21 protein-coding genes are annotated in these 26,508 nt (G+C 68.7%); 11 read left to right on the top strand and 10 right to left on the bottom strand.

The genetic code is table 11. The annotated features are described in order from the left end of the window. The first annotated feature begins 36 nt into the window (after nucleotides 1–36). From PMI14_RS08775 to PMI14_RS08730, 10 genes are all read left to right on the top strand, one after another. Nucleotides 37–1,089, top strand: coding sequence for a bifunctional riboflavin kinase/FAD synthetase (locus PMI14_RS08775; RefSeq protein WP_007852883.1), 1,053 nt, complete (start codon nucleotides 37–39; stop codon nucleotides 1,087–1,089). A gap of 113 nt (nucleotides 1,090–1,202) precedes the next feature. Then, on the top strand, nucleotides 1,203–4,061 hold the full coding sequence (gene ileS / locus PMI14_RS08770) for an isoleucine--tRNA ligase (RefSeq protein ID WP_007852880.1): 2,859 nt from the start codon (nucleotides 1,203–1,205) through the stop codon (nucleotides 4,059–4,061). Next, nucleotides 4,061–4,567 (top strand): signal peptidase II, encoded by a 507-nt coding sequence (gene lspA, locus PMI14_RS08765; protein ID WP_007852878.1) that lies wholly within the window; start codon nucleotides 4,061–4,063, stop codon nucleotides 4,565–4,567. The genes ileS and lspA overlap by 1 nt, the downstream gene beginning before the upstream one ends. A 132-nt stretch (nucleotides 4,568–4,699) precedes the next feature. Beyond that, complete coding sequence (locus tag PMI14_RS08760; protein WP_007852876.1) at nucleotides 4,700–5,692, top strand: LacI family DNA-binding transcriptional regulator; 993 nt, start codon at nucleotides 4,700–4,702, stop codon at nucleotides 5,690–5,692. A 49-nt stretch (nucleotides 5,693–5,741) separates the two neighbouring features. Further along, a complete protein-coding gene (locus tag PMI14_RS08755) occupies nucleotides 5,742–6,755 on the top strand; it encodes an ABC transporter substrate-binding protein (RefSeq protein WP_007852873.1) in 1,014 nt (337 codons plus the stop codon). Nucleotides 6,756–6,760: 5 nt separating this feature from the next. After that, nucleotides 6,761–7,576 (top strand): ABC transporter permease, encoded by an 816-nt coding sequence (locus tag PMI14_RS08750; protein WP_007852872.1) that lies wholly within the window; start codon nucleotides 6,761–6,763, stop codon nucleotides 7,574–7,576. A gap of 7 nt (nucleotides 7,577–7,583) precedes the next feature. After that, nucleotides 7,584–8,384, top strand: a complete 801-nt coding sequence (locus tag PMI14_RS08745) for an ABC transporter permease (RefSeq protein WP_007852869.1) — start codon at nucleotides 7,584–7,586, stop codon at nucleotides 8,382–8,384. Further along, nucleotides 8,374–9,441 carry an ABC transporter ATP-binding protein gene (locus PMI14_RS08740; protein WP_007852867.1) on the top strand — a complete coding sequence of 356 codons (1,068 nt, stop codon included), beginning with the start codon at nucleotides 8,374–8,376 and terminating at the stop codon, nucleotides 9,439–9,441. Before PMI14_RS08745 ends, PMI14_RS08740 begins: the two co-directional genes overlap by 11 nt. Before the next feature lie 18 nt (nucleotides 9,442–9,459). Continuing rightward, the gene (locus PMI14_RS08735) at nucleotides 9,460–10,287 is read left to right on the top strand and encodes a phosphodiesterase (RefSeq protein WP_007852864.1); all 828 of its coding nucleotides are present in this window, start codon (nucleotides 9,460–9,462) and stop codon (nucleotides 10,285–10,287) included. Between the two features lie 319 nt (nucleotides 10,288–10,606). After that, nucleotides 10,607–12,265 carry a Na/Pi cotransporter family protein gene (locus PMI14_RS08730; RefSeq protein WP_007852862.1) on the top strand — a complete coding sequence of 553 codons (1,659 nt, stop codon included), beginning with the start codon at nucleotides 10,607–10,609 and terminating at the stop codon, nucleotides 12,263–12,265. 9 nt (nucleotides 12,266–12,274) lie between these two features. Here the strand turns inward: PMI14_RS08730 and PMI14_RS08725 are convergent, their stop codons facing one another. Continuing rightward, nucleotides 12,275–13,084: an NUDIX domain-containing protein gene (locus tag PMI14_RS08725; RefSeq protein ID WP_007852860.1), complete on the bottom strand. Its 810-nt coding sequence runs from the start codon at nucleotides 13,082–13,084 to the stop codon at nucleotides 12,275–12,277. A gap of 2 nt (nucleotides 13,085–13,086) precedes the next feature. After that, the gene (locus PMI14_RS08720; RefSeq protein WP_007852858.1) at nucleotides 13,087–14,070 is read right to left on the bottom strand and encodes a quinone oxidoreductase; all 984 of its coding nucleotides are present in this window, start codon (nucleotides 14,068–14,070) and stop codon (nucleotides 13,087–13,089) included. A gap of 87 nt (nucleotides 14,071–14,157) precedes the next feature. Between PMI14_RS08720 and PMI14_RS08715 the strand changes: the two genes are divergently transcribed. Next, nucleotides 14,158–15,057: a DMT family transporter gene (locus PMI14_RS08715; RefSeq protein WP_035202930.1), complete on the top strand. Its 900-nt coding sequence runs from the start codon at nucleotides 14,158–14,160 to the stop codon at nucleotides 15,055–15,057. A gap of 11 nt (nucleotides 15,058–15,068) precedes the next feature. On the opposite strand, the gene PMI14_RS08710 is transcribed toward PMI14_RS08715, so the two are convergent. The 8 genes from PMI14_RS08710 to PMI14_RS08675 form a co-directional block, all read right to left on the bottom strand. Next, the gene (locus PMI14_RS08710) at nucleotides 15,069–17,729 is read right to left on the bottom strand and encodes an EAL domain-containing protein (RefSeq protein ID WP_007852854.1); all 2,661 of its coding nucleotides are present in this window, start codon (nucleotides 17,727–17,729) and stop codon (nucleotides 15,069–15,071) included. Beyond that, nucleotides 17,726–18,835: a TRAP transporter substrate-binding protein gene (locus PMI14_RS08705; protein ID WP_007852849.1), complete on the bottom strand. Its 1,110-nt coding sequence runs from the start codon at nucleotides 18,833–18,835 to the stop codon at nucleotides 17,726–17,728. Before PMI14_RS08705 ends, PMI14_RS08710 begins: the two co-directional genes overlap by 4 nt. A gap of 250 nt (nucleotides 18,836–19,085) precedes the next feature. Then, the gene (locus tag PMI14_RS08700) at nucleotides 19,086–19,889 is read right to left on the bottom strand and encodes an SDR family oxidoreductase (protein WP_007852846.1); all 804 of its coding nucleotides are present in this window, start codon (nucleotides 19,887–19,889) and stop codon (nucleotides 19,086–19,088) included. Between the two features lie 108 nt (nucleotides 19,890–19,997). Further along, nucleotides 19,998–20,930 carry a DMT family transporter gene (locus PMI14_RS08695; RefSeq protein ID WP_007852844.1) on the bottom strand — a complete coding sequence of 311 codons (933 nt, stop codon included), beginning with the start codon at nucleotides 20,928–20,930 and terminating at the stop codon, nucleotides 19,998–20,000. Between the two features lie 153 nt (nucleotides 20,931–21,083). Beyond that, nucleotides 21,084–22,379 carry a DUF3422 family protein gene (locus PMI14_RS08690; RefSeq protein WP_007852842.1) on the bottom strand — a complete coding sequence of 432 codons (1,296 nt, stop codon included), beginning with the start codon at nucleotides 22,377–22,379 and terminating at the stop codon, nucleotides 21,084–21,086. A gap of 127 nt (nucleotides 22,380–22,506) precedes the next feature. Beyond that, nucleotides 22,507–24,018, bottom strand: a complete 1,512-nt coding sequence (locus tag PMI14_RS08685; protein ID WP_007852839.1) for a tripartite tricarboxylate transporter permease — start codon at nucleotides 24,016–24,018, stop codon at nucleotides 22,507–22,509. An 18-nt stretch (nucleotides 24,019–24,036) separates the two neighbouring features. Further along, the gene (locus PMI14_RS08680; RefSeq protein WP_007852837.1) at nucleotides 24,037–24,525 is read right to left on the bottom strand and encodes a tripartite tricarboxylate transporter TctB family protein; all 489 of its coding nucleotides are present in this window, start codon (nucleotides 24,523–24,525) and stop codon (nucleotides 24,037–24,039) included. A gap of 130 nt (nucleotides 24,526–24,655) precedes the next feature. Then, the gene (locus PMI14_RS08675; protein ID WP_007852835.1) at nucleotides 24,656–26,464 is read right to left on the bottom strand and encodes a GspE/PulE family protein; all 1,809 of its coding nucleotides are present in this window, start codon (nucleotides 26,462–26,464) and stop codon (nucleotides 24,656–24,658) included. Between the last annotated feature and the right edge of the window lie 44 nt (nucleotides 26,465–26,508).

The following is a 26,508-nucleotide window of genomic DNA, read 5'->3' as shown; positions in this document are numbered from 1 at the left end:
ATCGGCCCAAGCTGCTATCAAAAAGATAACAAATCAATGAAGATCTTCCGCGGATTCCACCACCCCGGCATCGCCCCCGCCTGCGCGCTGACCATCGGCAACTTCGATGGCGTGCACCGCGGCCACCAGGCCATGCTGGCCCTACTCAACAGCGAGGCCGCCCATCGCGGGGTGGAGAGCTGCGTGCTGACCTTCGAGCCCCACCCGCGCGACTACTTTGCCGGGGCCCTGCACAAGCCCGAGCTGGCACCCGCGCGCATAGGCACCCTGCGCGACAAGCTCACCGAACTGGCACGCTGCGGGGTGCAGCAGACGGTGGTCCTGCCCTTCGACGCGCGGCTGGCCGCCCAGTCGCCCCAGGCCTTCATCGACGAGGTGCTGGTCCGGGGTCTGGGCGCGCGCTATGTGCTGGTGGGCGACGACTTCCGCTTCGGCGCCCAGCGCGCGGGCGACTACGCGCTGCTGGACGCCACGGGCCAGACCCGGGGCTTCGACGTGGCACGCATGAACAGCTACGAGGTGCACGGGCTGCGCGTGTCGAGTTCGGCCGTGCGCCAGGCGCTGGGCCAGGGCGACATGGAGGCCGCCGCCCGGTTGCTGGGCCGGCCGTACTCCATCTCGGGCCACGTGGTGCATGGCCGCAAGCTCGGGCGCGAACTGGGTGCCACGGCCGAGGGTGCGGGCGACGGTTTTCGCACGCTGAACCTGCGCTTTGCCCACTGGAAACCCGCCGCCAGCGGCATCTTCGCCGTGCTCGTGCACGGCCTGGGCGAGACCCCGCTGCCGGGCGTGGCCAACCTGGGCGTTCGCCCCTCGCTGGACCCCGACGACGTGAACGGCGGGCGCGTGCTGCTGGAGACGCATTGCCTGCAATGGCCCGCCGATCTGGGGGCCGAAGGGGCGTACGGTAAAATCGTGCGGGTGGAACTGCTGCACAAACTGCACGACGAGCTCAAGTACGACGGTCTGGATGCCCTGACGACGGGCATTGCCAAGGACTGTGCGGATGCGCGCGCCTATTTCGCGTCGGCCCACGCACCCACCAACCACACCGAGACCCGGCGCCAGACCACGCGCGACCGAATTTGAGGGGGCTGCCTGCGCAGCGCCTGCCCTGCAGGCCGGATACCTCCCCACACCCCTTCTTTCTTCCCGCTTTTGCTCCGGGCCTGCCCCGGAATGCCCCGTTTTAAGGCTCCCCCATGTCCGACAACGCCAGTACCACCGAATCCACCGCCCCGGATTACCGCAGCACCCTGAACCTGCCCGACACCCCCTTCCCCATGCGCGGCGACCTGCCCAAGCGCGAGCCGGGCTGGGTCAAGGAGTGGGAGGACAAGGGCCTGTACAAGCGCCTGCGCGACGCGCGCTGCGGCGCGCCCAAGTTCATCCTGCACGACGGCCCGCCCTATGCCAACGGCCAGATCCACATGGGCCACGCGGTCAACAAGATCCTCAAGGACATGATCACCAAGGCGCGCCAGCTCGAGGGCTTCGACGCGCTGTACGTGCCCGGCTGGGACTGCCATGGCCTGCCGATCGAGAACGCCATCGAGAAGAAGCACGGCCGCAACCTGAGCCGCGACGACATGCAGGCCAAGAGCCGCGCCTACGCCACGGAACAGATCGCGCAGCAGATGGGCGACTTCCAGCGCCTGGGCGTGCTCGGCGAATGGGACAACCCCTACAAGACCATGAACTTCGCCAACGAGGCGGGCGAGATCCGTGCGTTCAAGCGCGTGATGGAGCGCGGCTTCGTGTACCGCGGCCTCAAGCCCGTGTACTGGTGCTTCGACTGCGGCAGCTCGCTGGCCGAGTTCGAGATCGAATACGCCGACAAGAAGAGCACCACGCTGGACGTGGCCTTCAAGGCGCACGAGCCCGCCAAGCTGGCCACCGCCTTCGGCCTGCCGGCGCTGGCCAAGGATGCCTTCGTGGTGATCTGGACCACGACCGCCTGGACCATCCCCGCCAACCAGGCGCTGAACCTGAATCCCGAGATCAGCTATGCGCTGGTGGATGCCGGCGAGCGCCTGCTGCTCGTGGCCGAGCCGCTCGTGGCCTCGTGCCTGGAGCGCTATGGCCTCACCGGCCAGGTGCTGGCCACCACGGCCGGCAAGAACCTGGGCGGGCTGGAATTCGAGCACCCGCTGTACGACGTCGATGCCGGCTACCGCCGCCTCTCGCCCGTCTACCTGGCCGACTACGCCACGGCCGATGATGGCACCGGTATCGTGCACTCCTCGCCCGCCTACGGGCTGGAGGACTTCAACTCCTGCCGCGCCCATGGCCTCGCGCTCGAGGACATCCTGAACCCCGTGCAGGGCAACGGCACCTATGCGGCCGATTTCCCGCTGTTCGGCGGCCAGCACATCTGGAAGGCCGTGCCCGTGATCATCGAGGCGCTGCGCAACGCCGGCCGCCTCATGGCCACCAAGGACATCACCCACAGCTACCCGCACTGCTGGCGCCACAAGACGCCGGTGATCTACCGCGCAGCCGCGCAGTGGTTCATCCGCATGGACGAGGGCGAAGGCGTGTTCACCAAGGCCGGCGAGAAGCCCGCCAAGACGCTGCGCCAGATCGCGCTGGACGCCATCGAGCACACCAGCTTCTACCCCGAGAACGGCAAGACCCGCCTGCACGACATGATCTCCGGGCGGCCCGACTGGTGCATCTCGCGCCAGCGCAGCTGGGGCGTGCCCATCCCCTTCTTCCTGCACAAGGATTCGGGCGAGCTGCACCCGCGCACCATGGAGATCATGGACCAGGCGGCCGACATCGTCGAGAAGGGCGGCATCGAGGCCTGGAGCCGCGTGACGCCCGAGGAGATCCTGGGCGCCGAGGACGCAGCCTGCTACACCAAGAGCACGGACATCCTGGAGGTGTGGTTCGACTCCGGCTCCACCTTCTTCCACGTGCTGCGCGGCACGCACCCCAACGTGCACCACGACACCGGCCCCGAGGCCGACCTGTACCTGGAAGGCCATGACCAGCACCGCGGCTGGTTCCACAGCTCGCTGCTGCTGGCCAGCGCGCTGGAAGGCCGCGCGCCCTACCGCGGCCTGCTGACCCACGGCTTCACCGTGGACAGCCAGGGCCGCAAGATGAGCAAGTCGCTGGGCAACGGCATCGACCCGCAGGAGATCAACAAGAAGCTGGGCGCCGAGATCATCCGCCTGTGGGTGGCCGCCAGCGACTACTCAGGCGACATCGCGGGCGACGAGAAGATCCTCGCGCGCGTGGTCGACGCCTACCGCCGCATCCGCAACACGCTGCGCTTCCTGCTGGCCAACGTGAGCGATTTCGACCCTGCCACCGACACCGTGCCTTTCGACCAGATGCTGGAGATCGACCGCTATGCGCTGACGCGTGCGGCCGAGTTCCAGGCCACGGTGCTCGCGCACTACAAGGTCTACGAATTCCACCCCGTGGTTGCCAAGCTGCAGCTGTACTGCTCGGAAGACCTGGGCGGCTTCTACCTTGATGTGCTCAAGGACCGCCTGTACACCACGGCGCCCAAGAGCCTGGCACGCCGCAGCGCGCAGACCGCGCTCTACCAGATCACGCACGCCATGCTGCGCTGGATGGCGCCGTTCCTGTCGTTCACGGCCGAAGAGGCGTGGAAAGTGTTCGGCGCCTCCGACTCCATCTTCGTGGAGACCTACGGCTCCATCGCTGGTGCCGACGAAGGCCTGCTGGCCAAGTGGGCGCGCCTGCGCGAGATCCGCGATGGGGTGAACAAGCAGATCGAGGTGCTGCGGGCCGACGGCCAGGTGGGCTCGTCGCTGCAGGCCAGCGTGGTACTCACCGCAGCGCCCGAGGACCACTCCCTGCTGGCCAGCCTGGGCGAGGACCTGCGCTTCGTGTTCATCACCTCGGCCGTCGAGCTGGTGGCCGGCGGTGCCCTGCAGATCAGCGTCAAGCCCAGCGCCGACGCCAAGTGCGACCGCTGCTGGCACTACCGCGCCGACGTGGGCCAGGATGCCGCCCACCCGACGATCTGCGGCCGCTGCACGAGCAACCTGTATGGCGCCGGCGAAAGCCGGGTGCACGCGTGATGGCAGCAGCAAGCAGCACCCCCACCTCGGCCCTGGGCCGCATGTGGCCCTGGCTGGCCTGGGCGCTGGTGATCCTGGTCGCCGACCAGATCACCAAGTCGCTGATCCTGGATGCCTACCGCCTGGGCGACGCGACCCCCATCACCAGCTTCTTCAACATCGTGCGCGCGCACAACACGGGCGCGGCCTTCTCCTTCCTGGCCGATGCCGGGGGCTGGCAGCGCTGGGCCTTCACCGGCATCGGCGTGGCCGCCACCCTGTTCATCGTGTGGCAGCTGCGTGCGCATCCGGAACAGAAGCTGTTCTGCTTTGCGCTGTCGAGCATCCTGGGCGGTGCCGTGGGCAACGTGGTGGACCGGCTGATGCACGGCTACGTGGTCGACTTCCTGGACTTCTACGCACGCGGCTGGCACTTCCCGGCCTTCAATCTGGCGGACTCGGCCATCACCGTAGGCGCGGTGTGCCTGGTGCTCGACGAGCTGCTGCGGATGAAGAAAGCGAAGTAGCCGCCCCCCTGCTCCCGCATTCCTGAACGGCCCTCTCGAGGGCCGTTTTGCATGGCCCGGCCCTGGCACTCGGTCACACGCGCGTCACACGGCTTCGCTCCAATGTAAACGTTTACATTGCAACGAGGTTCCATGAGCATCCAGGACGTTGCCCGCCAGGCGGGGGTGTCGGTCGCCACCGTGTCGCGGGTCTTCAACCTGCCCGACAAGGTGACGCCGGCCACGCGCGAGCATGTGCAGCAGGTGGCCCAGGCCCTGGGCTACCTGCCCAACGCCAGTGCGCGCACCTTGCGCACCCAGCGCAGCCGCGTGATCGGCGTGGTGCTGCCCACCCTGCTCAACCCGGTGTTCGCCGAATGCCTGCAGGGCCTTGCGCAAGCGGCCGTCGCCGCCGGTTACGCCATCCTGCCGTTTGCCACCGAGTACCAGCTCGCCCAGGAAGACCGGGCCGTGCACCTGCTCCTGGCCGGCAACGTGGACGGCATGGTCCTCGTGGTCTCCAACCCGGCCACGTCGAGCGCACTGCAGCGCCTGGCCGAAGCCGGCCTGCCCTACGTGCTGGCCTACAACCGGCACCCGGACCACCCCTGCGTCTCGGTGGATGGCGAGCAGGCCGTGGCCGAACTGGTGGCGCACCTGGCATCGCTCGGGCACCGGCGCATCACCATGGTCAGCGGCCAGCTCGCCGCATCGGACCGGGCGCAGCAGCGCAGCCGGGGCTTTCACCTCGGCATGGCCGCCGCCGGCCTGCCCGCAGGGCCGGTGCGCGAGGTGCCCTTCATCGAAACCGCGGTGCAGGATGTCACGGCCCTGCTGCAAGGCCCTGGTCGCCCCACAGCCCTGGTCTGCTCCAACGACCTGCTGGCCATCCGCAGCATCCGCGCCGCCCACCTGGCCGGCCTGGCCGTGCCGCGCGACCTGAGCGTGGCGGGTTTCGACGGCATCGCCCTGGGCGAAGACCTGACCCCCATGCTGAGCACCGTGGCCCAGCCCAACGCCGATATCGGCCGCTGCAGCGTGCAGCTGCTGGTGCAGGCCATGGCCAGCGGCACGCCGCTGGCACCCGACGCCGGGCTAACCCTGGCACACCACTTTCGCACCGGTGAGTCCTGCGCCCCTGCCTGATCCGTCCTTCGTCCACCTCCCCCGCCACCTCTCTCCACAGGAGTTCCCGATGACCCTTCCGCTCACCCATTTCATGCGCGCCGCCGCGCTCGCCCTGGGCCTGGCCGCCAGCGGCGCAGCCATGGCCCAGACGGCCATCTGCTACAACTGCCCGCCCGAATGGGCCGACTGGGGCAGCCAGATCAAGGCCATCAAGGCCAAGACCGGCATCACCGTGCCACCGGACAACAAGAACTCGGGCCAGTCGCTCGCGCAGCTCGCGGCCGAGAAGGCCAGCCCCGTGGCCGACGTGACCTACCTGGGCGTGACCTTTGCGATCCAGGCGCACAAGGACGGCCTGATCGCGCCCTACCAGCCGGCCGCATGGAAGGACATCCCCGATGGCCTCAAGGACCCGGCTGGCCACTGGTTCAGCATCCATTCGGGCACCCTCGGCTTCATGGTCAACGTGGATGCGCTCAAGGGCAAGCCCGTGCCGCAATCGTGGGCCGACCTGCTCAAGCCCGACTACAAGGGCCTGATCGGCTACCTGGACCCGGCCTCGGCCTTCGTGGGCTATGTGGGCGCCGTGGCCGCCAACCAGGCGCGCGGCGGCACGCTGGAGAACTTCGCCCCTGGCATCGACTACTTCAAGGCCCTGCAGAAGAACGAGCCCATCGTGCCCAAGCAGACCTCGTATGCGCGCGTGCTCTCGGGCGAGATCGCGATCCTTTTGGACTACGACTTCAACGCCTACCGCGCCAAGTACAAGGACAAGGCCAACGTGCAGTTCGTGATCCCCGCCGAAGGCACGCTGGTGGTGCCCTACGTGATGGGCCTGGTGGCCGGCGCCCCCCATGCCGCCGATGGCAAAAAGGTGCTGGACTTCGTGCTCTCCGACGAAGGCCAGGCCCTGTGGGCCAATGCCTACCTGCGCCCCGTGCGCGCCAGCGCCATGCCCAAGGAAGTGCAGGTGCGCTTCCTGCCCGCCAGCGACTATGCGCGTGCCAAGACGGTGGACTATGGCCGCATGGCTGCCGTGCAGAAGGCCTTCTCCGATCGCTACCTCGCTGAAGTGAAGTAAGCGCCATGCGCCACGGCTTCGCTCCCTCGCGCACGCTGCTGCTCGCCTGCGCCGCGCCGGCCGTGGCCTTCTTCGCGGCCTTCTGGCTGCTGCCCGTGGCCCTGCTGCTGGCCTTGCCGGCCGGCAAGGGCTGGGCCACCTACTTCGCGGTACTCACCAACGCCCGCTACCTGCAGAGCCTGCTGCAGACGCTGGGCCTGTCGCTCCCCGTCACGCTGGCCACGCTGGTGCTCGGTGCGCTGGTGGGCATCACGCTGGCGCGCCAGCGCTTTCGCGGGCGGCAACTGCTGCTGTCGCTGCTCACGCTGCCGCTGTCCTTCCCGGGCGTCATCGTGGGCTTCTTCATGATCCTGCTGGGCGGACGCCAGGGGCTGGTGGCCGACCTGTCGGACGCGCTGGGCGCGGGCCGCACCACCTTTGCCTACGGGCTCACGGGCCTGTTCCTGGCCTACCTGTATTTCTCGCTGCCACGCGCGATCGCCACCTACACCGCGGCGGCAAGCGCCATGGACGCCGCGCTGGAGGAGGCCGCGCGCTCGCTCGGTGCCTCGCGCTGGCGCGTGGCGCGCGACGTGTGGCTGCCCGAGCTGGCCGCCACCACGCTGGGCTGCGGCGCCATCGTCTTCGCCACCGCCATGGGGGCCTTCGGCACGGCCTTCACCCTGGCCAGCAAGTTCGAGGTGCTGCCCATCACCATCTACAACGAGTTCACCAACTACGCCAACTTCGCGCTGGCGGCCAGCCTGTCGATCACGCTGGGGCTGATCACCTGGCTGGTGCTCTGGGCGGCGCGCCGCGCATCCGGCACCTCGGCCTTCTGAAGCATCCATGATGAGAAACGCACGACAAGCCCCCTGGTCCCTGGTGGCGCTCACCGCGCTGGTGGCCCTGTTCATGCTGGCGCCGATTGCGCTGTCGGTCCTGGCCGGGCTGGTGAACAACTACAGCGCGGGCCTCCAAAGCGGCCTCACGCTGCGCTGGCTCGGCGAGGTCTGGGAGAACTATGGCGGCACCGTGGGCGCCTCGCTGCTGCTGGCGCTGCTGTGCGTGGCGGGCAACCTGCTCGTCGGCGTGCCCTGCGCCTATGCGCTGGCGCGCAGCCGCTCGCGCTGGGCACGGCTGCTGGAGGAGCTGCTGACCCTGCCCGTGGCCGTGCCGGGGCTGGCCAGCGCGCTGGCGCTGATCCTGGCCTACGGCACGCTCTCGGGCTTTCGCCAGAGCTTCGCCTTCATCCTCGTCGGGCACATGGTGTTCACCCTGCCCTTCATGGTGCGCACCGTGGGCGCGGCCTTCCAGAAGGACGAACTGCGCTCGCTCGAAGAAGCTGCGCGCTCGCTGGGCGCCAGCTTCACGCAGCGCTCCCTCGGGGTGCTGGTGCCCGCCGTGCTGCCGGCCATCGTGGCGGGCAGCCTGATGGTGTTCACGCTCTCGGTGGGCGAATTCAACCTCACCTGGATGCTGCACACCCCGCTCACGCGCACCCTGCCCGTGGGCCTGGCCGACAGCTATGCCTCCATGCGCATCGAGATCGGCTCGGCCTACACGCTGGTCTTCCTGATCGTCATCCTGCCCGTGCTGTGGGGCCTGCAGGCCCTCGGCAGCCTCATCGAGAAACACCATGGAACTTGAACGCACGCGCGTGGACGTGGTCCACTGCGCCAAGACCTATGCCGACGGCACGCGCGGCCTGCAGCCCACCGACCTCACGGTGGAGCCCGGCGAGGTGCTGGCCCTGCTGGGCCCCTCGGGCTGTGGCAAGACCACGCTGCTGCGCCTGATCGCCGGGCTGGAGTCGCCCGACGCGGGCAGCCGCATCGCCTTTGGCGGCACGGACGTGACGCAGTTGCCCATCGAGCAGCGCGGCATCGGCATGGTGTTCCAGCACTACGCACTGTTCCCGCAGATGACGGTGGCCGCCAACATCGGCTACGGCCTGCGCATCCGCGGCACCGATGCGGCCGAGCAGCGCCGCGTGGTCGGCGAGCTGGTGGACCTGGTGCGCCTGAACGGGCTGGAGGGCAAGCGCCCCGCCGAGCTGTCGGGTGGCCAGCGCCAGCGCGTGGCCCTGGCGCGCGCGGTGGCCGTGCGGCCGCGCGTGCTGCTGCTCGACGAGCCCCTGACCGCGCTGGACGCCAAGCTCAAGGAGTCGCTGCGCGACGAGCTGGCCGAGCTGCTGCGCCGCCTGCACATCACGGCCATCCACGTCACGCATGACCAGCAGGAAGCGCTGGCCATTGCCGACCGCCTGGCGGTGATGCAGGCCGGCCGCATCGTGCAGGTCGGCGATGGCGAGACGCTGTACCGCACGCCGGCCCACCCCTTCGTGGCGGCCTTCCTGGGCAGGGTGAACCGGCTGCGGCGCGACGAGGCGGCACGCCAGCGCCAGGTGCTGCCCCTGGGCGGCACCGACCTGCCCTGCCCCCCGGCCTGCGCCGCCGACACCGTGCTGCTGGTGCGGCCCGAGGACATCGAGGTGCAGCCAGGCCCCGCAGAAGGCGATGGCTGGGCCCGCGCCGACGTGGCGCGCCGCAGCTTCCTGGGCGAGCGTGTGCAGCTCACCCTGGCCCTGGCGGGCCAGGCCCCATTGCAGGCCGACGTGCCCCGCGACCACCCGGCCCGCCAGGGCCAGCAGGTGGCCATCCGCATCCGGCCCGAGCACCTCATGCCCAGCCACGGGGCTTCCTGACCACTGCCACGCACTTCCATGACCACCCTGCTACTGCAACTGTCCGACCTGCACATCCGCGAACCCGGCCGCCTGGCCTATGGCCGCATCAACACCGCGCCCTACCTCGCGCAGGCAGTGCAGACCATGCTGCGCCTGCCGCAGCGGCCCGACGCGCTGGTGATCACCGGCGACCTGACCGACTTCGGCCGCGCGGCCGAGTACGCGCACCTGCGCGCGCTGCTGGCGCCGCTCGGGCCCTTGCCCACCTACCTGCTGCCGGGCAACCACGACGAGCGCGCCCAGCTGCGCCAGAGCTTTGCGGAGCACGGCTACCTGGGTACCGATGGCTTCGTGCAGTACTGCGTGCCCGTGGGCGGCCTGACCTTGATCGCGCTGGACACCGTGGTGCCTGGGGCCAGCGAGGGCAGTCTGTGCCGCGAACGCCTGGCCTGGCTGGCCGGTGCGCTCGACGCCCACCGCCACCGCCCCGTGGTGATCGCCATGCACCACCCACCGTTCCAGACCCTGATCGGCCACATGGACGCCATCGGTCTGCTCAGCGGCGCGGCGGAACTCGAAGCGCTGGTGGCACGCCACCCGAACGTGGAGCGCATCGTCTGCGGCCACCTGCACCGCAGCATCCAGGTGCGCTTTGGCGGTTCGATCGCCATGACCGTCCCGTCCCCGGCCCACCAGGTCTGCCTGGACCTGGCGCCCGATGCGGCCTCGGCCTGGGCGCTGGAGCCGCCCGGCTTCGGCCTGCATGCCCTTCCCGGGGGGGGCCGCCTGGTGAGCCATGCCGTGGCCAGCGGGGTGTACGAGGGGCCCCACCCCTTCCACGACGGTGGGCAACTGATCGATTGAAGCGGTCGCGGTGCGGGGTGCCGCCCGCCTTTTTGCCGGCCCGGCAGGCGCAACACACCTTGCGGTGTCATGGACATGGTTCCTGTGCTATGGATTCAGGAGTATGCTAGAGCGTCCGTAATGTGACAGTTTTGTGACTAAAACGGGCGCTCCCATGGTTTGCGGGCTTCGCAAACCCTTCCCGCGTCCGTTCCGGGCAGCACCAGCCTGCCCCGCGGCGCCACCGCTGGCGGGCCCCGGCTGCCCCCAAGGCAGCCTCAGCGGGCATGGCACGTGCTTCACAGTGCAGGTCAAAAATAAGAAAAGTTAGCGTTTACTCATGAAGCATCTCCTGAATCTCCTGGCCGCCGTCGCGCTGCTGATCTGGGGCACGCACCTGGTGCGCACCGGCATCCTGCGCGTGTTCGGCGCCAACCTGCGCCAGCTGATCGCGCACAGCGTCAGCACCCGCATCACCGCCGTGCTGTCGGGCATCGGGGTCACGGCGCTGGTGCAGTCGAGCACGGCCACCGCGCTCATCGTGTCCTCCTTCGTCGGCCAGGGCCTGGTGACACTGCCCGCGGCCCTGGCCGTGATGCTCGGGGCCGATGTGGGCACCAGCGTGATGGCCGTGGTGTTCTCCATGGACCTCTCGTGGCTGTCGCCACTGTTCATCTTCGTCGGGGTGGTGCTGTTCATCACCCGCAAGGACACGGCCGCCGGCCGCGTGGGCCGCGTGCTGATCGGCCTGGGCCTGATGCTGCTGGCGCTGCGGCTGATCACCGAATCCACCACCGTGCTGACGCAGTCACCCACGGTGCGCACCTTGCTGGGCGCGCTCACCAGCGACCTGCTGCTGGAGATCTTCACCGGCGCAGTGCTGGCCGTGGTGGCCTATTCGAGCCTGGCCACGGTGCTGCTGACCGCCACCCTGGCCGGCTCGGGCGGCATCCCGGTGGACGTGGCGCTGGGCCTGGTGATCGGCGCCAACCTGGGCAGCGGCCTGCTGGCCGTGCTGACCACCATGAAGGCCAATGTGCAGACGCGCCAGGTGCCCCTGGGCAACCTGTTCTTCAAGATCATCGGCGTGGCCATCATGACGCCGCTCACCGGCCTGTGGCTGCAGCACGTGCGCCCGCATGTCCCCGACACGGCCACGCTGGTGGTGCTGTTCCACCTGGCCTTCAACCTGGTGGTGGGCATCATCTGCATCGGCCTCACGGGCACCGTGGCGCGTGCCGTGCAGCGGCTGCTGCCGCAGCCCGATGCGCAGGCCTCGTCGGCCGGCACGCGCCCGCGGCACCTGGACCCCTCGGCCCTGGCGACCCCGTCGCTGGCCATCTCCTGCGCGGCACGCGAGGCCCTGCACCAGGCCGACGTGGTCGAATCCATGATGATCGGCCTGCACACCGTGATCCGCACCGACGACCTCAAGCTGGCGCAGGATCTGCGCAAGCTCGACGACGAGGTGGACGGCCTGTACTCGGCCATCAAGTACTACCTGACCAAGATCTCGCGCGAGGCCCTGGACGAGCGCGAAGGCCGGCGCTGGGCCGACATCATCAGCTTCACCATCAACATGGAGCAGATCGGCGACATCATCGAGCGCGTGCTGATCGACATCGAGGACAAGAAGATCAAGAAGGGCCGCCACTTCTCCGAGGCCGGCATGGAAGAGATCAACGAGCTGCACGCCCGCCTGCTGGACAACCTGCGCCTGGCGATGAGCGTGTTCCTCAACGGCAACGTGCGCGACGCGCAGAAGCTGCTCGAGGAAAAGGCGCGCTTTCGCGACCTGGAGCGCGCCTACTCGGCCACCCACCTGGTGCGCCTGTCGGACAACACGGTGCAGAGCATCGAGACCAGCTCGCTGCACATCGACCTGATCAGCGAGCTCAAGCGCATCAACTCGCTGCTGTGCTCGGTGGCCTACCCGATCCTGGAATCGGCGGGCGCGCTGGCGCCGAGCCGGCTGCGCGCCGCCGTGACGACAGAGTAAGGCGCGCCGCTACGCGCCAGCGGTGGTGGAATCCAGGTAGGCGCCAATCACCAGCCCGGCCTCCTGCGTGAACTCGCTGCGGGCCACCCGCTGCTGCACTTCATCCAGGCCGAGCAGCTCGAAGCGCTCGACCTCGCCGTCCTGGTTGGCGGGCTCCATGCCCGCGGGCACCGTGGCGCGGAACCAGTCGATGCGCTCGACCATGTAGCCGATGCCGCCGCCCTCGCGGCTGGGACGCGAGAACAGCACATGGCCGCCCTGCGCGACATCGGCCAGATCCGCCGTGGCGAGGCCCGCTTCTTCCCAGGTCTCGCGCGCCAGGGCCTGGTCGAGCGTGTCCACGGCCGCGACCATGCCGCCCATCAGGGTGTCCCACATGCCCGGGTTGTTGGGCTTGGTGCGCGAGCGCAGCTGCACCCACATGCGCCCGTCGGGCGCCAGGCCCACCAGGTGCACGGCCCGCGTGGCGATGCCCAGCACGCGCACGGCACCACGCTCCACGGTGGCGATCACCTCGCCCTGGGCGTTGGGCACGGCCAATTGCTCATTGCGCCACGGGCCGCACTGGCCCCGGGTGCGCAGCACGGCGGCGATGGCATTGAGGCCGGCGGTGGCCGGGCCATCCAGGTGCCAGCCACCTGCCGCCCTGTGCAGGCGGTGGCCGCCCTCCAGCGCGGGCGCCACCATGTCCAGCACGCCTTCGGCCACCGAGCCCACCACCTGTCCGGCCACCTGCAGCGGCAACCGGGCCTGCGCCGGCGGTTGCCGGGCAGCGACCCGTGCCGCCGCCAGCCACCCGGCAATGGTCTGCGCGGGCATGCTCACAGCGTGAGGATGGTACAGCCGGTGGTTTTGCGGCCTTCGAGGTCGCGGTGCGCCTGCTGCACCTCGGCCAGCGGGTAGCGCTGGTCGATGTGGATCTTCACCTGGCCGCTGGCCACCACGGCGAACAGGTCGTCGGCCATGGCCTGCGTGCTCTCGCGCGTGGCGATGTGGGTGAACAGGGTTTGGCGCGTGACGTACAGCGAGCCCTTGGCACCGAGCGAGCCCGGTGCGAACGGCGGCACGGGACCCGAGGCATTGCCGAAGCTGGCCATGAGGCCGAAGGGGCGCAGGCATTCGAGCGACTTGTCCCAGGTGTCCTTGCCCACCGAGTCGTACACCACCTTCACGCCCTGGCCGCCGGTGATTTCCTTGACGCGCGCCGCGAAGTCCTCGGTGTTGTAGTTGATGGCATGGGCCGCGCCATTGGCCAGCGCCAGCTGGCACTTCGCATCGGTGCCGGCGGTGCCGATGAGCTGCAGGCCCAGGGCCTTGGCCCACTGGCTGGCGATCAGGCCCACGCCGCCGGCAGCGGCGTGGAACAGCACATGGTCGCCGGCCACGAGGCCCTGCACGGGCAGCGTCTTCTTGAGCAGGTATTGCGCGGTGAGGCCCTTGAGCATCATGGCCGCGCCGGTCTCGAAGCTGATGGCATCGGGCAGCTTGCAGACGCACTTGGCCGGCAGCACGCGCAGCTCGCAGTAGCTGCCGGGCGGCTGGCTGGCGTAGGCGGCGCGGTCGCCCACCTTCAGGTGCGTGACGCCCTCGCCCACGGCCTCGACCACGCCGGCGGCCTCCATGCCGATGGTGGCCGGCATGTTCAGGGGGTACAGGCCCGTGCGGTGGTACACGTCGATGAAGTTCAGCCCGATGGCATGGTGGCGGATGCGGATCTCACCCGGGCCGGGCTCGCCCACGGTGACGTCGACGAGGTGGAGTTCTTCGGGGCCGCCATGCTGGCGGATCTGGACGGCGAGGCTCATGGGATCGGTCTCCTGGTGGCTGGGAACGGCGGCCATCCTGCCATGAATCTGCAAGGCTTGCCCAACGCGGGTCGATACATTAGCGCCATGACGCAAAGACTCTCGCCCGGCACGGCGGCGATGCTGGTGGTGCCGCCGATGCTGTGGGCCGGCAATGCCGTGGTGGGCCGGCTGGTGCACGACCTGATCCCGCCCCTCACCCTGAACTTCATCCGCTGGGTGTTGGCCTTCGGCATCCTGCTGCCGCTGGCGCACCATGTACTGCGCAGGGACAGCCCCCTGTGGCCCCACTGGCGCCGCTATGCGCTGCTGGGCCTCCTGGGCGTGGGCCTGTACAACGCGCTGCAGTACATGGCGCTGCAGACCTCCACCCCGATCAACGCCACGCTGGTGGGATCGAGCATGCCGGTCTGGATGCTGGCCGTGGGGGCCATGTTCTTCAAGGCACCGGTCACGCGCCGCCAGGTGGCAGGTGCCTTCCTGTCGATGTGCGGCGTGCTGCTGGTGCTCTCGCGCGGCGAATGGAGCCAGCTGTTGGCCCTGCGCCTGGTGCCGGGCGACCTGTTCATGGTGCTGGCCACCATCTCCTGGGCGTTCTACAGCTGGATGCTCTCGGGCACGCGCGAGCCGGCCACCATCCGCGGCGACTGGGCGGCCTTCCTGATGGCGCAGATGGTGTTCGGCCTGGCCTGGTCGGGCAGTTTTGCCGGGCTGGAGTGGGCCAGCGGGCGCACGCACATCGAATGGGGCGGGCCCTTGGTTGCCGCGCTGGCCTTCATCGCGGTGGGGCCGGCCGTGCTGGCCTACCGCTTCTGGGGCGTGGGGGTGCAGCGTGCCGGGCCGGCGCTGGCGAGCTTCTTCGTGAACCTCACGCCGCTGTTCGCCGCGATGCTGTCGGCGGCCTTCCTGGGCGATACGCCGCAGCTGTTCCACGGCGTGGCGTTCGCCCTCATCGTCGGCGGGATCGTGGTGTCCTCGCGGCGCTGACGGCCCGCGCTTCAGGCCAGTGCCGCGCTGCTGGCACCGAGCAGGCTTTCCAGGTCGGCCACGGGCACGGGGCGGCCCATCAGGTAGCCCTGGAAGAACTGGCAGCCGTGCAGGGCCAGGAAGTCCTTCTGCGCCTGGGTCTCCACGCCTTCGGCGATCACGTCGAGCTCCAGGTTGCGCGCCATGCCGATGATGGTCTGCACGATCACGTCGTCGGTGTGCTTGACGCCCAGGTTGCGCACGAAGGACTGGTCGATCTTGAGCTGGTCCAGTGGCAGCCGCGTGAGGTAGGCCAGCGAGGAGTAGCCGGTGCCGAAATCGTCCACCGAGAAGCGCACGCCCTTGGTCTTGAGCAGGCCCATCTTGGCGATGGTGTCGTCCACGTTGTCGAGCACCAGGGACTCGGTGAGCTCGAGCTTGAGCAGGTGCGGCCGGGCCCCGGTCTCGCGCAGCACCTCGACCACCCGGGCCACGAAATCGCGCTGGCGGAACTGCCGCGCACTGACGTTGACCGACAGCTGCACATGTCGGTAGCGCGGGTCGCCCTGCCAGGCCGCCAGCTGCTCGCAGGCCGTGCGCAGCACCCAGTGGCCCATGGGCACGATGAGCTCGCTCTCCTCGGCCACGCCGATGAAGTGGCCCGGCGTGATCAGCCCGCGTTCGGGGTGGCGCCAGCGGATCAGCGCCTCGGCCCCTACGATGCGGCCGTCCAGGTGGAACTGGGGCTGGTAGTGCAGCACGAACTGGCGGCCGGTCAGGGCCGCCTGCAGGTCGCTCTCGAGCTGCGCACGCTGGCTGATCGCGATCTGCATCTGCGGATCGAAGAAGCACAGCGCATTGCGGCCCTGGGACTTGACCTGGTACATCGCGATGTCGGCCTGCTTGAGCAGGTCCACCGAGGGCTGCATGGCACCGCCCATCAAGGTGGCGCCGATGCTCGGGGTGCTGTGGTAGGTGTGGGTCCCGAGCGTGTAGGGCTGGTTGAGCTTGCGCAGGATCTTCTGGCCCACGCGGCGGGCATAGGCTGCGGCCTCGCTGCTGTGCTCCGAGAGGTCGCTGAGCATCACCACGAACTCGTCGCCGCCCAGGCGGGCCACCGTGTCCTCGCGCCGCACGCAGGTCTTCAGGCGCTGCGCCACCTGGCGCAGCAGCATGTCGCCGACCTCGTGGCCCAGGGTGTCGTTCAGGGTCTTGAAGTGGTCCAGGTCCAGGAACAGCAGCGCACCGTGCTGGCCGCTGCGCACGCTGGCGGCCGTGGCCTGCTGCATGCGGTCCATGAGCAGGCGCCGGTTGGGCAGGTTGGTCAGCGGGTCGAAGAAGGCCAGGCTCTCGATCTCGGCACTGGCCTGGCGCAGCTCGGTCACGTCGTGGTAGGTGATCACCAGCCCCGATTCCGGTGTCACCCGCTCGGTGATCTGGATCACGCGGCCATCGGGCAGGGACTGCTCGTGCGGCCCCTGGGGCTGCAGTTGCAGCGCCAGGCGGTGCTCGATCCACAGGGCACGCTCCGAATCGGAGGCGTGCGGCAGGTGGTGCCGGGCCTTTTCCTCGAGCACCCTGCGAAACGGCACCTGGGGCGCCAGGATGGGCTGGAGCCAGGGAAAGATCTCTTCGAAGCGCCGGTTCCATTGCACCACGCGCTGCAGGCCATCGAGCAGCACGAAGCCGCTGACCATGGATTCGAGCGCCTGGTCCAGCGTGGCCTTGCTCTGGGCAATGGCCAGGCGGGCCTGCATCATGCGGTCGATGTAGCGCAGCGCGAACACCCCGGCCGCCAGGATCATGGCCAGGAAGGCCAGCGCGGTGAGGCCCACGGCATTGCGCTCGGTGCGCCAGGAGGCCAGGGCATCGCGCTGCGGGATGCTGGCCGAGATGCGCAGGTCCTGGTACAGGATGGGGCGGTACACCACCAGCGCGACCTCGCCGCTCAGGCGCGCCGGGGCGCGCCAGTGCGGGCCGCTTTCGTCCAGGGTATCGAGCGGGGGGGACAGGGTGTGGGTGACGACGTCCTCGCGGCCCGGCACGCTCAGCAGCATCTGCCCGCCCGCGCGCTCCAGCGTGACCTGCAGGCCGCTGATGTCCACGCCCTGCACCAGCACCGAGCTGAGCGAGGCCACGGGCAGTTCGGCCAGCGCCACCACGCGCGAGCTGTCGGCCATCTTGAGGTGGCGCGCAAAGTACAACACCTTCTCGGCACTGGCAAAGCTCACCACCGGCTGGCTGACCATGAGGGTCGAGACCGACTGGTTCAGCACCTCGTCGAGGAAACCCGCCGGCAGGTCCAGCGCCAGCCGGCTGCCTGCCGCGTCGGAGGACGCGACCACCTTGCCCTGGGCATCCACCAGCGCCACGTAGCGCACCATGAGGTTCTGGCGGGCCGAGCTGCGCAGGCGCTGGCTGGCGCCGTCGGAGTCGATCCACTCCACCATGGCGGTCGACAGGCCCAGCAGTTCGTCCATGCTGGCCAGCAGCACGTCCACCGACAGCAGCGAGCGGTTGAGCGCCGCCTCGGCACCGGCCACGAAACGCGTGGCCTGCGTGGCGCTGTCGGCCAGCGCCACCTGGCGCGCATTCCAGACCAGCGTGGCCGCCACCAGTGCCACCGACGCGAGGAAGAAGGCAACCGCCCCCGAGACGTAGATCTTGATGCGGGCAGGCGAGGATGGGTTCATTTGCCAGGCGCCGCGGCCAGGCCACGCACGGGCCCGATGGTTCGGTTCCAGATATCGGCGCAGCGCGGGCCGCAGCGCTGCACCCAGCGTGGCAGCACCGTGGAGGCCAGGATCTCGCGGCGGCTCTTCTCGTCCTGCTCCGAGACCGGCACGACGACCATGTTGCCCTTGCGCCCACCGGAGCAGTTGGCAGCCCCGCGGTTGCAGGCCATGCCATCGGCGGTCTCGCGCTCGGCCTCCTCCCAGATGCCGGCTTCCAGCCGGGGCAGCTCGCGGCGCAGCAGTGCCCGCAGGTCGGGTGGCAGGGCCTCCCAAGCGGCCTGGTTGGCGGCAAACACGGCCAGGCCCCAGTTCACCGGCAGCGCATGCAGGTGGGAGGTCATGGTGTGCAGGCCCAGGGTGTTGCCCGACATCGTGCCGGTGATCGCGCACTCGGTGTTGCCGGCCGACAGGCTGGTCACGATCTGCGCAAAGCCCGTGAGCACGGGAATGCCGCCCAGCGCCCCGACGAAATCGGCCTGGCTCGACGAGGAGACCCGGGTGCGCCGGCCCGACAGATCGGCCAGGTTGCGCAAGGGCTTCTTGCAGAAGACCACCTGGGCCGGGTAGACGTAGATGGCCAGGGCCTCGACTCCGTGCTGGTCGCGCAGGGCCTTTTCCAGGTAGGGGCGAAACGCCGCCACCGTGCTCTTGAGGGTGGCGATGTCGGGGTTGAGCCCCGCGAGGTCGGGCGCCGTGTACTCCGGGTACTGGGCCGAGAAGGAGCTCATGAGCGTGGTGCCGAAGGGCACCACCCCGAGCTGCAGCAGGCGCAGCATCTCGCCACCGGGCACGCCGGCACGGTCGAAGGGCACGATCTCGGCATCGAACTTGCCGCCGCTCAGGCGCGCCAGCTCCTTGCTCCAGAAAGGCTCCTCCTGGCGTGTGTACTGGTTGATGCCGGCCAGCCCCCCGACGATGCGCAGCTTGTACGGCGCTGGGGCCTTGGCGCCCGGCCCGGCCCCGGCGGCCTGGGCCCAGGCCGCACCGTTGCCGCACGCCCACACTCCGGCAACCAGCAGGGCCAGCGTGGCGAATCGGCTCGTCAGGACACGGGACAGGTTCATGGCGATGGTATCTCCGGCCTTATTGTTCGTCCTAGATTCCCAAAGTATGGGAAAAATGTGCGCAAAACACAACGGACCCCGGCAGGTCCATCAGCCCATTGTGCCTTCGCAACCCCGGCTGGATACCGGGAAAACACGCGGAAAAGCACCCCTTGCAACACCTGGGGTGCCCCTCTTTCCACATGCCTTGACGGACATCAAGGCGCCGCCAGGCCCTGGCACCGCACCAGGCAGCCGTGCCGCACGGCCCTCAGAACGTGCCCTGGTAGGCCCCCCCGTCGGCCAGCACGTTCTGGCCCGTCATGTAGCCGGCCTGCACGCTGCACAGGAAGGCACAGATGGCGCCGAACTCTTCGGCCGTGCCGTAGCGGCCCGCCGGGATCTGGGCCTGCTGCACCCGGCGGAACTCTTCCACGCTGGTGCCCGACTTGGCCGCCGCGGTGCCGATGGTGGTGGCGAGCCGGTCGGTGTCGAACTTGCCCGGCAGCAGGTTGTTGATGGTCACGCCGCCTGACGCGAGCTTGCTGCGCGCGACACCGGCCACAAAGCCCGTGAGCCCGCTGCGCGCGCCGTTGGACAGGCCCAGGATGTCGATGGGCGCCTTCACGGCGCTGGAGGTGATGTTGACGATGCGGCCAAAGCCGCGCCCGGCCATGCCGTCCACCGTGGCCTTGATGAGCTCGATGGGAGTGAGCATGTTGGCATCCACGGCCTTGATCCAGGCGTCGCGGTCCCAGTTGCGGAAGTCGCCGGGAGGCGGTCCACCGGCATTCGTGACCACGATGTCGAAGCCCTGCCCGGGGCCGCCGGCCGCCGAGAACACCGCGGCGCGGCCCTCGGGCGTGGTGATGTCGGCTGCCACGGCCAGCACCTGCACCTTGCCGGCCGCACCCTGCGCCTGCAGGCGCGATGCGGCCTGGGCCAGCACATCGGCATTGCGGGCATTGATGACGACGTGCACGCCCTCGTTCAGCAGCGCCTGGGCGCAGCCAAAGCCCAGGCCCTTGCTCGCACCACACACCAACGCCCACTTGCCTGCAATACCCAGATCCATGTCCAACTCCGTGATTCATCGGGAAGTGCACACCGCACCCCGTTCACCAAATCATAAGTGGACTTGGGCAGCCCTGCCCGCCGCGGGGCAACTGCCCGCACCGTGCGCTCAGGACGCGGGCCTGCGGGCCGGACGGGTGAAGACGAAGATGCCCGCGACCACCAGCGCCGTGCCGCAGGCCACCCACACCGTGAAGGGCTCCCCGAGGATCCAGATGCCCATGAGGATGGTGGACAGCGGCCCCACCATGCCGATCTGCGCGGCCATGCCGGCGCCGATGCGCTCGATGGCCATCATCACCATGAGCACCGGCACCGCCGTGCACAGCGTGGCATTGAGCACCGACAGCCAGACCACCTCGGGCGCGACCACGGCGGCGGAGAGCGGCCGCAGCACCACGAACTGCAGCAGGCAGCACAGGCAGGCCACGGTGGTCGCCAGGCCCACCAGCCGCTGCGCGCCGATGCGCTGGACCATCTCGCCGCTGTAGACCAGGTAGATGGCATAGCTCACCGCACTCAGGAACACCAGCAGCGCGCCCAGGGCCGTGTTGCTGCCCTGCAGGTTGGCCTCGTGGCCGAAGACCAGCACCACGCCGCAATAGCTCACGAGCATGCCCAGGGCCTGGCCCCAGCGGATGCCGCGGCGGTACAGCAGCCAGCCGAGCATCATCACCAGCGTGGGGTTGAGGTACAGGATGAGGCGCTCCAGGCTGGCGCTGATGTAGGCCAGCCCGGCGAAGTCCAGGAAGCTGGCCAGGTAGTAGCCGGTGATGCCCAGGCCGACGATGCCCAGCCAGTCCTTGCCCGAGAGCGGCGGCTTGCCGCGGCTGGCCCACCAGCCCATCGCGGCGAAGATGGGCAGCGCGAACAGCATGCGGTACATGATCAGCGTGACCGCATCCACCCCGTGGCGGTAGGCCAGCTTGACGATGATGGCCTTGCCGCTGAAGGCGATCGAGCCGAACAGGGCCAGCAGGAAGCCCGAGGCAAGGTGTTGGCTGCCGGCCTTGGCGGCCGAGGGGGGCTGGGGGTTCGACAAAGGCTTCTCTCGCGTCAACGGTCGGGCGCCTGCGGTCTGCAGGCGCCTTCGAGCAGCCCGCCAGTGTGGCACGGGAGCAATAACCGCGCCATCGGCCCTGCGTGCGTGGGCCAGCGCCATCGGCGATGGCCCACCGCCGGGCAGGCTCCGGGATCAGTGCTTGCGAAAGATGGTGTGGTGCAGCCGGCGCAGCGACCACCACACGCCCACGGCCACCAGCGGGATCGCCAGGGCCGCCGTGGTCTCGGCCGACAGCGGCCAGCCGATCTTCTGCGCGCCCTTGGCCAGATAGCTCACCAAGCCCACGATGTAGTAGGTGATGGCCGCCACCGACAGGCCTTCCACGGTGGACTGCATCTTGAGCTGCAGGTCCTGGCGGTGGTTCATGGTGGCCAGCAGGGCCTGGCTGCTTTGCTGCTGCTCGATCTCCACGCGCGTGCGCAGCAGGTTGCTCATGCGCGAGACGCGCTGCGACAGCGCGTCCTGGCGGCGGGCGGCCCACTCGCAGGTGCTGCGGGCGGGGGTCAGGCGCCGGTCCATGAACTCGCGGATGGTCTGCATGCCCGCCAGGCGCGACTCGGCCACGTCCTGGATGCGCTTGTCCAGCAACTCGAAGTAGGCGCTGCTGGCCGAAAACCGCGAATGCGTGGCCGCGTACTGGCTCTCCACCTGGCCGGCCAGCCGCGTCAGGCGATCGAGCAGCGCGGGCTCGGCATCGCGGTTGGCGGTGCGGATGGCATCGGCCAGCTCGGCCAGCTCGCGCTCGGCAAAGGCCAGCACGCTGGCGGCCTCGCGTGCAGCGGGCAGGCCCAGCAGCGCGGCCATGCGGTAGGTCTCGATCTCCAGCAGGCGCTGCACCAGCCGGCCCAGGCGGCGCGGCGTCATGCCGCCGGCCAGCAGCACCATGCGCGAGAAGCCGTCCGCGTGGATCGCAAAGTCGGTGTACACCTCGCCATGGCCATCGGCCACGGTGGAGGCGACCAGCGTGTCCTCGTGCAGCACATGCTTGACCAGCGAGCCCGAGCCGAAGGTGTGCGTGGGCAGCACCCACAGGTTCAGGCTGCACAGGCAGTGGCCGGGCAGGGCCGCCAGCCATTCGTGGGGCACGGCCTCGGTGGCGCCCACGGGGTCGCGGTCGCCGAAGGCGTCCACCTGCGCCGGCACCATGAAGGTCCAGGTGACGAACTCCGTGTGCATTTCCCAGCGCATGCGAAACGCACCCAGGTCCATGCGCAGGTGGGTGGTGTGCGCATCGGGCAGGGCCAGATGGTGGTTGCGCAGCAGCGCGGCCACATGGGCCCGGCTGGCTTCGCGCCCGGCAGCGTCGGCCAGCATCACGATGTGGGCAATCGCCAGCGGCGCCGCCATGGCCTCGGGCGGGCGGGCATGGATCTCGTTGTGCAGCAGAGCCCGGTGCGGGTGCTGCTGGAGGCTGGTAGGGGCAGGCATGCAGGGCTCTGGGAAGGTGTTCACGCCATTGTCCACGGGGTGCCCCGGACCCCATGGGGTGGACTCGCCAAAAAACAACGGCGCCCGAAGGCGCCGTTGCGTTGGCTGTCGAAGCAGGCCGGGGACATCACTCCTCGACGAAGGCCTCTTCGCGCTTGTTCTTCACGGCAGGCAGCAGCACGATCACCAGCAGCAGGGCGGCAGCCGCCAGCAGGCCGGCCGACAGCGGACGCGTGACGAACACGCTCCAGTCGCCGCGCGACAGCAGCAGGGCACGGCGCAGGTTCTCTTCCATCATCGGGCCCAGGATGAAGCCCAGCAGCAGCGGTGCGGGTTCCGTGCCCAGCTTGTGGAAGATGTAGCCCACCAGGCCGAAGATGCCGACCATCCAGATGTCGAAGGTGTTGTTATTGGTCGAGTACACACCGACCGCGCAGAACAGCACGATGGAAGGGTACAGCCAGCGGTAGGGCACCGTGAGCAGCTTGATCCAGATGCCGATCAGCGGCAGGTTCAGGATCACCAGCATCGCATTGCCGATCCACATCGAGGCGATCAGGCCCCAGAACAGCTCGGGGTTGCTGGTCATCACCTGGGGACCAGGCTGGATGTTGTGGATGGTCATGGCACCGACCATCAGCGCCATCACGGCGTTGGGAGGGATACCCAGCGTCAGCAGCGGGATGAAGGAAGTCTGCGAACCGGCATTGTTGGCCGACTCAGGAGCTGCCACACCGCGGATGTTGCCTTGGCCGAACGGTACTTCGCCGGGCTTGAGCTTGGTCTTCTTCTCGATCGTGTAGGCGGCGAAGGCAGCCAGCAGGGCGCCACCGCCAGGCAGGATACCGAGGGCAGCACCCAGGAACGTACCACGCAGCACGGCGGGGATCATGCGCTTGAAGTCTTCCTTGGTGGGGAACAGGCCCTCGACCTTGGCGGTGAACACCTCACGGTCGTCATCGGGGCGCGCCAGGTTGGCAATGATTTCACCGTAGCCGAACACGCCCATGGCGATGGTCACGAAGCCGATGCCGTCGGTCAGTTCCGGGATGTCGAAGCTGAAGCGGGCGACGCCCGAGTTCACGTCGGTACCCACCAGGCCCATCAGCAGGCCCAGCACGATCATGGCCACGGCCTTGAGCAGCGAACCCGAGGCCAGCACCACGGCACCGATCAGGCCCAGCACCATCAGCGAGAAGTATTCGGCAGGACCGAACTTGAAGGCCACTTCGGTCAGCGGAGGCGCGAAGGCCGCCAGGATCAGCGTACCCACGCAGCCGGCAAAGAACGAACCCAGCCCGGCCGCCGCCAGCGCCGGCCCCGCTCGACCCTTGCGCGCCATCTGGTAGCCATCGATCACGGTCACCACCGAGGACGATTCACCGGGCAGGTTGACCAGGATGGCGGTGGTGGAACCACCGTACTGCGCACCGTAGTAGATACCGGCCAGCATGATCAGCGCTGCCACGGGAGGCAGTGCATAAGTGGCGGGCAGCAGCATGGCGATGGTGGCCACAGGGCCGATGCCAGGCAGCACGCCGATCAGCGTGCCCAACAGGCAGCCGATGAAGCAATAGATGAGGTTCTGGAACGTGAACGCTACGCCGAAGCCCAGCGACAGGTTGTTGATCAATTCCATGGTGTGGATGCTCCTGGCTTAACCGGAAATGAAACTGGGCCACACCGGGAACTGAAGCTTCAGCGCCCAGACGAATGCCACGTAGCTGCCCACGGCCAGCACGGTGGCGAGCACGAACACGTCGCGCGCCTTGAACTCGTTGCCGGCCAGGCTGGAGATGAAGGTCAGCGCATAGATGCCGACGATCAGGCCCATCGCCGGGATCCCCAGGCTGGGCAGGCCGCCCAGCAGGATGCCGAAGGTGAAGTTGGCAGCCAGGATGAAGAACAGCGGCTTCCAGGCCCACTTGCCGATCTTGTCACCGTCCACCGTCTCGACCGTGGTGGCCTTGAAGGTGATCACGGAACCGATGATGGCCAGCAGGATGCCGAGCAGCAGGGGGAAGTAGCCGGGGCCCATGCGGGCGCCGTTGCCGACGTTGTACGTGGTGGCTCCCCACGCAAACGCGACCCCGATACCCATGAACATGAGGCCGGAAAAAAAGTCTTTCTGACTTTTGATTTGCACGATTTGTCTCCTATGCGGATTTCACAACCGTGCGATTGTGCTGGCAACAGGAGGCTCGCCGGATGTGGATTCCACCTACACCCGGTAACACTCGGGACTGCGCGTTTTCCCTATGTACGCAGCATGCAAATCAGTCCATGGGCGGCGTTGCGGACATCACCTCTTCGAGGGTGGTGACGCCCTCGGCCACGCGCAGCGCACCGGCCAGGCGCAGGGGCCGCATGCCGTCGGCGATGGCCTGCCGGCGCAGCGCCTCCATCGATGGCGCGGTGGTGATCTTGTCCTTGAGTGCCTCGCTCACGGTGAGCAGTTCATAGAGCCCCATGCGGCCCTGGAAACCGGTCATGCGGCAGTCCACGCAGCCCACGGCCTTGTAGGGCTGGTAGGCGCCACTGAGCTTCCAGGGCTTGATGAAGGCGCTGAGCGCCTCGCGGTCGGCCGACTCGTCCTTTTGCTTGCACTGCTTGCAAAAGGTGCGCACCAGGCGCTGCGCGAGCACGCCCAGCAGCGTGGCGTTGATGAGGTAGGACGGCACCCCGAGCTCCATCATGCGGGTGATGGCCGAGGGCGCGTCGTTGGTGTGCAGCGTGGAGAACACCAGGTGGCCCGTGAGCGCCGCCTGGATGGCCATCTCGGCCGTCTCCAGGTCGCGGATTTCGCCGACCATGATGATGTCCGGGTCCTGGCGCATCAGCGCGCGCAGGCCCTCGGCGAAGTTGAAGTCGAGCTGCGGCTGCACTTGCGTCTGGTTGAAGCTCGGCTCGATCATTTCGATCGGGTCCTCCACCGTGCTCACGTTGACCTCTTCGGTGGCCACACGCTTGAGCGTGGAATACAGCGTGGTGGTCTTGCCCGAGCCCGTGGGCCCGGTCACCAGGATGATGCCGTGCGGGCGCTTGACCAGTGTCTCCCAGCGCGTCGCGTCGTGCTGCGCAAAGCCCAGCGCATCGAGGTCCTTGACGGTGTTGTCAGGATCGAAGATGCGCATCACCATCTTCTCGCCGAATGCGGTGGGCAGCGTGGACAGGCGCATTTCGACCTCGTCGCCGCGCTGGTTGCGGGTCTTGATGCGGCCGTCCTGCGGGCGGCGCTTTTCCACCACGTCGATGCGCCCGAGCAGCTTGATGCGCGAGATCATCGCGTTGTGCACGCCCATGGGCATCTGGTAGACCGGGTGCAGCACGCCGTCGATGCGAAAGCGGATCACGCCCTGCTCGCGCCGCGGCTCCAGGTGGATGTCGCTCGCACGCTGGTCGAAGGCGTATTGCCAGAGCCAGTCCACCACCTTGACCACACCCTGGTCGTTGGCGTCGAGCTGCTTGTTGCTGCGCCCGAGCTCGACCAGTTGTTCGAAGCTGCTGCCGCCCGATGCGCCCCCGGCCTTCTGCGCCGCGCGCACGGATTTGGCGAGGGCGAAGAACTCGGCCGTGAAACGGTGGATGTCCTGCGGGTTGGCCACCACGCGGCGCACCGTGCGGCGCGCCTGGCGCTCGACCTCGGCCACCCAGTCGTCGACGAAGGGCTCGGCCGTGGCCACCACCACCTCCTTGGCCGTCACCTGCACGGGCAGCACCTTGTGGCGCTCGGCATAGGTGGCGCTCATGGTGTCGGCCACGCGGCCCACGTCGACCCTGAGCGGGTCGATGCGCATGTACGGCAGGCCGGAGCGCTGCGCCAGGTACTCGGTGAGCAGCTCGATGTCCAGTGGCTTGCCATCGGAGGCGCGCGTCATGGCCACCGCGGCCAGGCGGACCAGGGCCGGCTGCGAGCTTTCGGCCTGAGAGCAGCGGGCAATGGTGCGCTGCGCCTCCTCCAGGGAGATCACGCCGTCGGCGCTCAGCCACTCGACCATGCGGCGCCAGTCCACGGGCCCGATGTGGTTGACCGGTTTGATGGCCGCCTTGGCAGCGGGGACGGGAGGGGTGAGGGTGGTGCTCATGTCTGCGGGCCTCTCAGAGGGGATGGACGGGGCAGGACGAATAA

Origin of the sequence: Acidovorax sp. CF316 (assembly GCF_000276605.1) — a bacterium.
Taxonomy (GTDB): domain Bacteria; phylum Pseudomonadota; class Gammaproteobacteria; order Burkholderiales; family Burkholderiaceae_C; genus Acidovorax.
The sequence above is the reverse complement of the archived record's forward strand: the minus strand, read 5'-3'. Positions and strand labels throughout refer to the sequence as shown.

What these genes read in the sequence shown, in the direction of transcription:
- lspA (WP_007852878.1), top strand. Translation starts at nt 4,061, where the DNA reads ATGGCAGCAGCAAGCAGCACCCCCACCTCGGCCCTGGGCCGCATGTGG.
- PMI14_RS08725 (WP_007852860.1), bottom strand. Translation starts at nt 13,084, where the DNA reads ATGCCCGCGCAGACCATTGCCGGGTGGCTGGCGGCGGCACGGGTCGCT.
- PMI14_RS08775 (WP_007852883.1), top strand. Translation starts at nt 37, where the DNA reads ATGAAGATCTTCCGCGGATTCCACCACCCCGGCATCGCCCCCGCCTGC.
- PMI14_RS08730 (WP_007852862.1), top strand. Translation starts at nt 10,607, where the DNA reads ATGAAGCATCTCCTGAATCTCCTGGCCGCCGTCGCGCTGCTGATCTGG.
- PMI14_RS08740 (WP_007852867.1), top strand. Translation starts at nt 8,374, where the DNA reads ATGGAACTTGAACGCACGCGCGTGGACGTGGTCCACTGCGCCAAGACC.
- PMI14_RS08745 (WP_007852869.1), top strand. Translation starts at nt 7,584, where the DNA reads ATGATGAGAAACGCACGACAAGCCCCCTGGTCCCTGGTGGCGCTCACC.
- PMI14_RS08755 (WP_007852873.1), top strand. Translation starts at nt 5,742, where the DNA reads ATGACCCTTCCGCTCACCCATTTCATGCGCGCCGCCGCGCTCGCCCTG.
- PMI14_RS08720 (WP_007852858.1), bottom strand. Translation starts at nt 14,070, where the DNA reads ATGAGCCTCGCCGTCCAGATCCGCCAGCATGGCGGCCCCGAAGAACTC.
- PMI14_RS08690 (WP_007852842.1), bottom strand. Translation starts at nt 22,379, where the DNA reads ATGCCTGCCCCTACCAGCCTCCAGCAGCACCCGCACCGGGCTCTGCTG.
- PMI14_RS08705 (WP_007852849.1), bottom strand. Translation starts at nt 18,835, where the DNA reads ATGAACCTGTCCCGTGTCCTGACGAGCCGATTCGCCACGCTGGCCCTG.
- ileS (WP_007852880.1), top strand. Translation starts at nt 1,203, where the DNA reads ATGTCCGACAACGCCAGTACCACCGAATCCACCGCCCCGGATTACCGC.
- PMI14_RS08700 (WP_007852846.1), bottom strand. Translation starts at nt 19,889, where the DNA reads ATGGATCTGGGTATTGCAGGCAAGTGGGCGTTGGTGTGTGGTGCGAGC.
- PMI14_RS08735 (WP_007852864.1), top strand. Translation starts at nt 9,460, where the DNA reads ATGACCACCCTGCTACTGCAACTGTCCGACCTGCACATCCGCGAACCC.
- PMI14_RS08715 (WP_035202930.1), top strand. Translation starts at nt 14,158, where the DNA reads ATGACGCAAAGACTCTCGCCCGGCACGGCGGCGATGCTGGTGGTGCCG.
- PMI14_RS08710 (WP_007852854.1), bottom strand. Translation starts at nt 17,729, where the DNA reads ATGAACCCATCCTCGCCTGCCCGCATCAAGATCTACGTCTCGGGGGCG.
- PMI14_RS08675 (WP_007852835.1), bottom strand. Translation starts at nt 26,464, where the DNA reads ATGAGCACCACCCTCACCCCTCCCGTCCCCGCTGCCAAGGCGGCCATC.
- PMI14_RS08760 (WP_007852876.1), top strand. Translation starts at nt 4,700, where the DNA reads ATGAGCATCCAGGACGTTGCCCGCCAGGCGGGGGTGTCGGTCGCCACC.
- PMI14_RS08750 (WP_007852872.1), top strand. Translation starts at nt 6,761, where the DNA reads ATGCGCCACGGCTTCGCTCCCTCGCGCACGCTGCTGCTCGCCTGCGCC.
- PMI14_RS08685 (WP_007852839.1), bottom strand. Translation starts at nt 24,018, where the DNA reads ATGGAATTGATCAACAACCTGTCGCTGGGCTTCGGCGTAGCGTTCACG.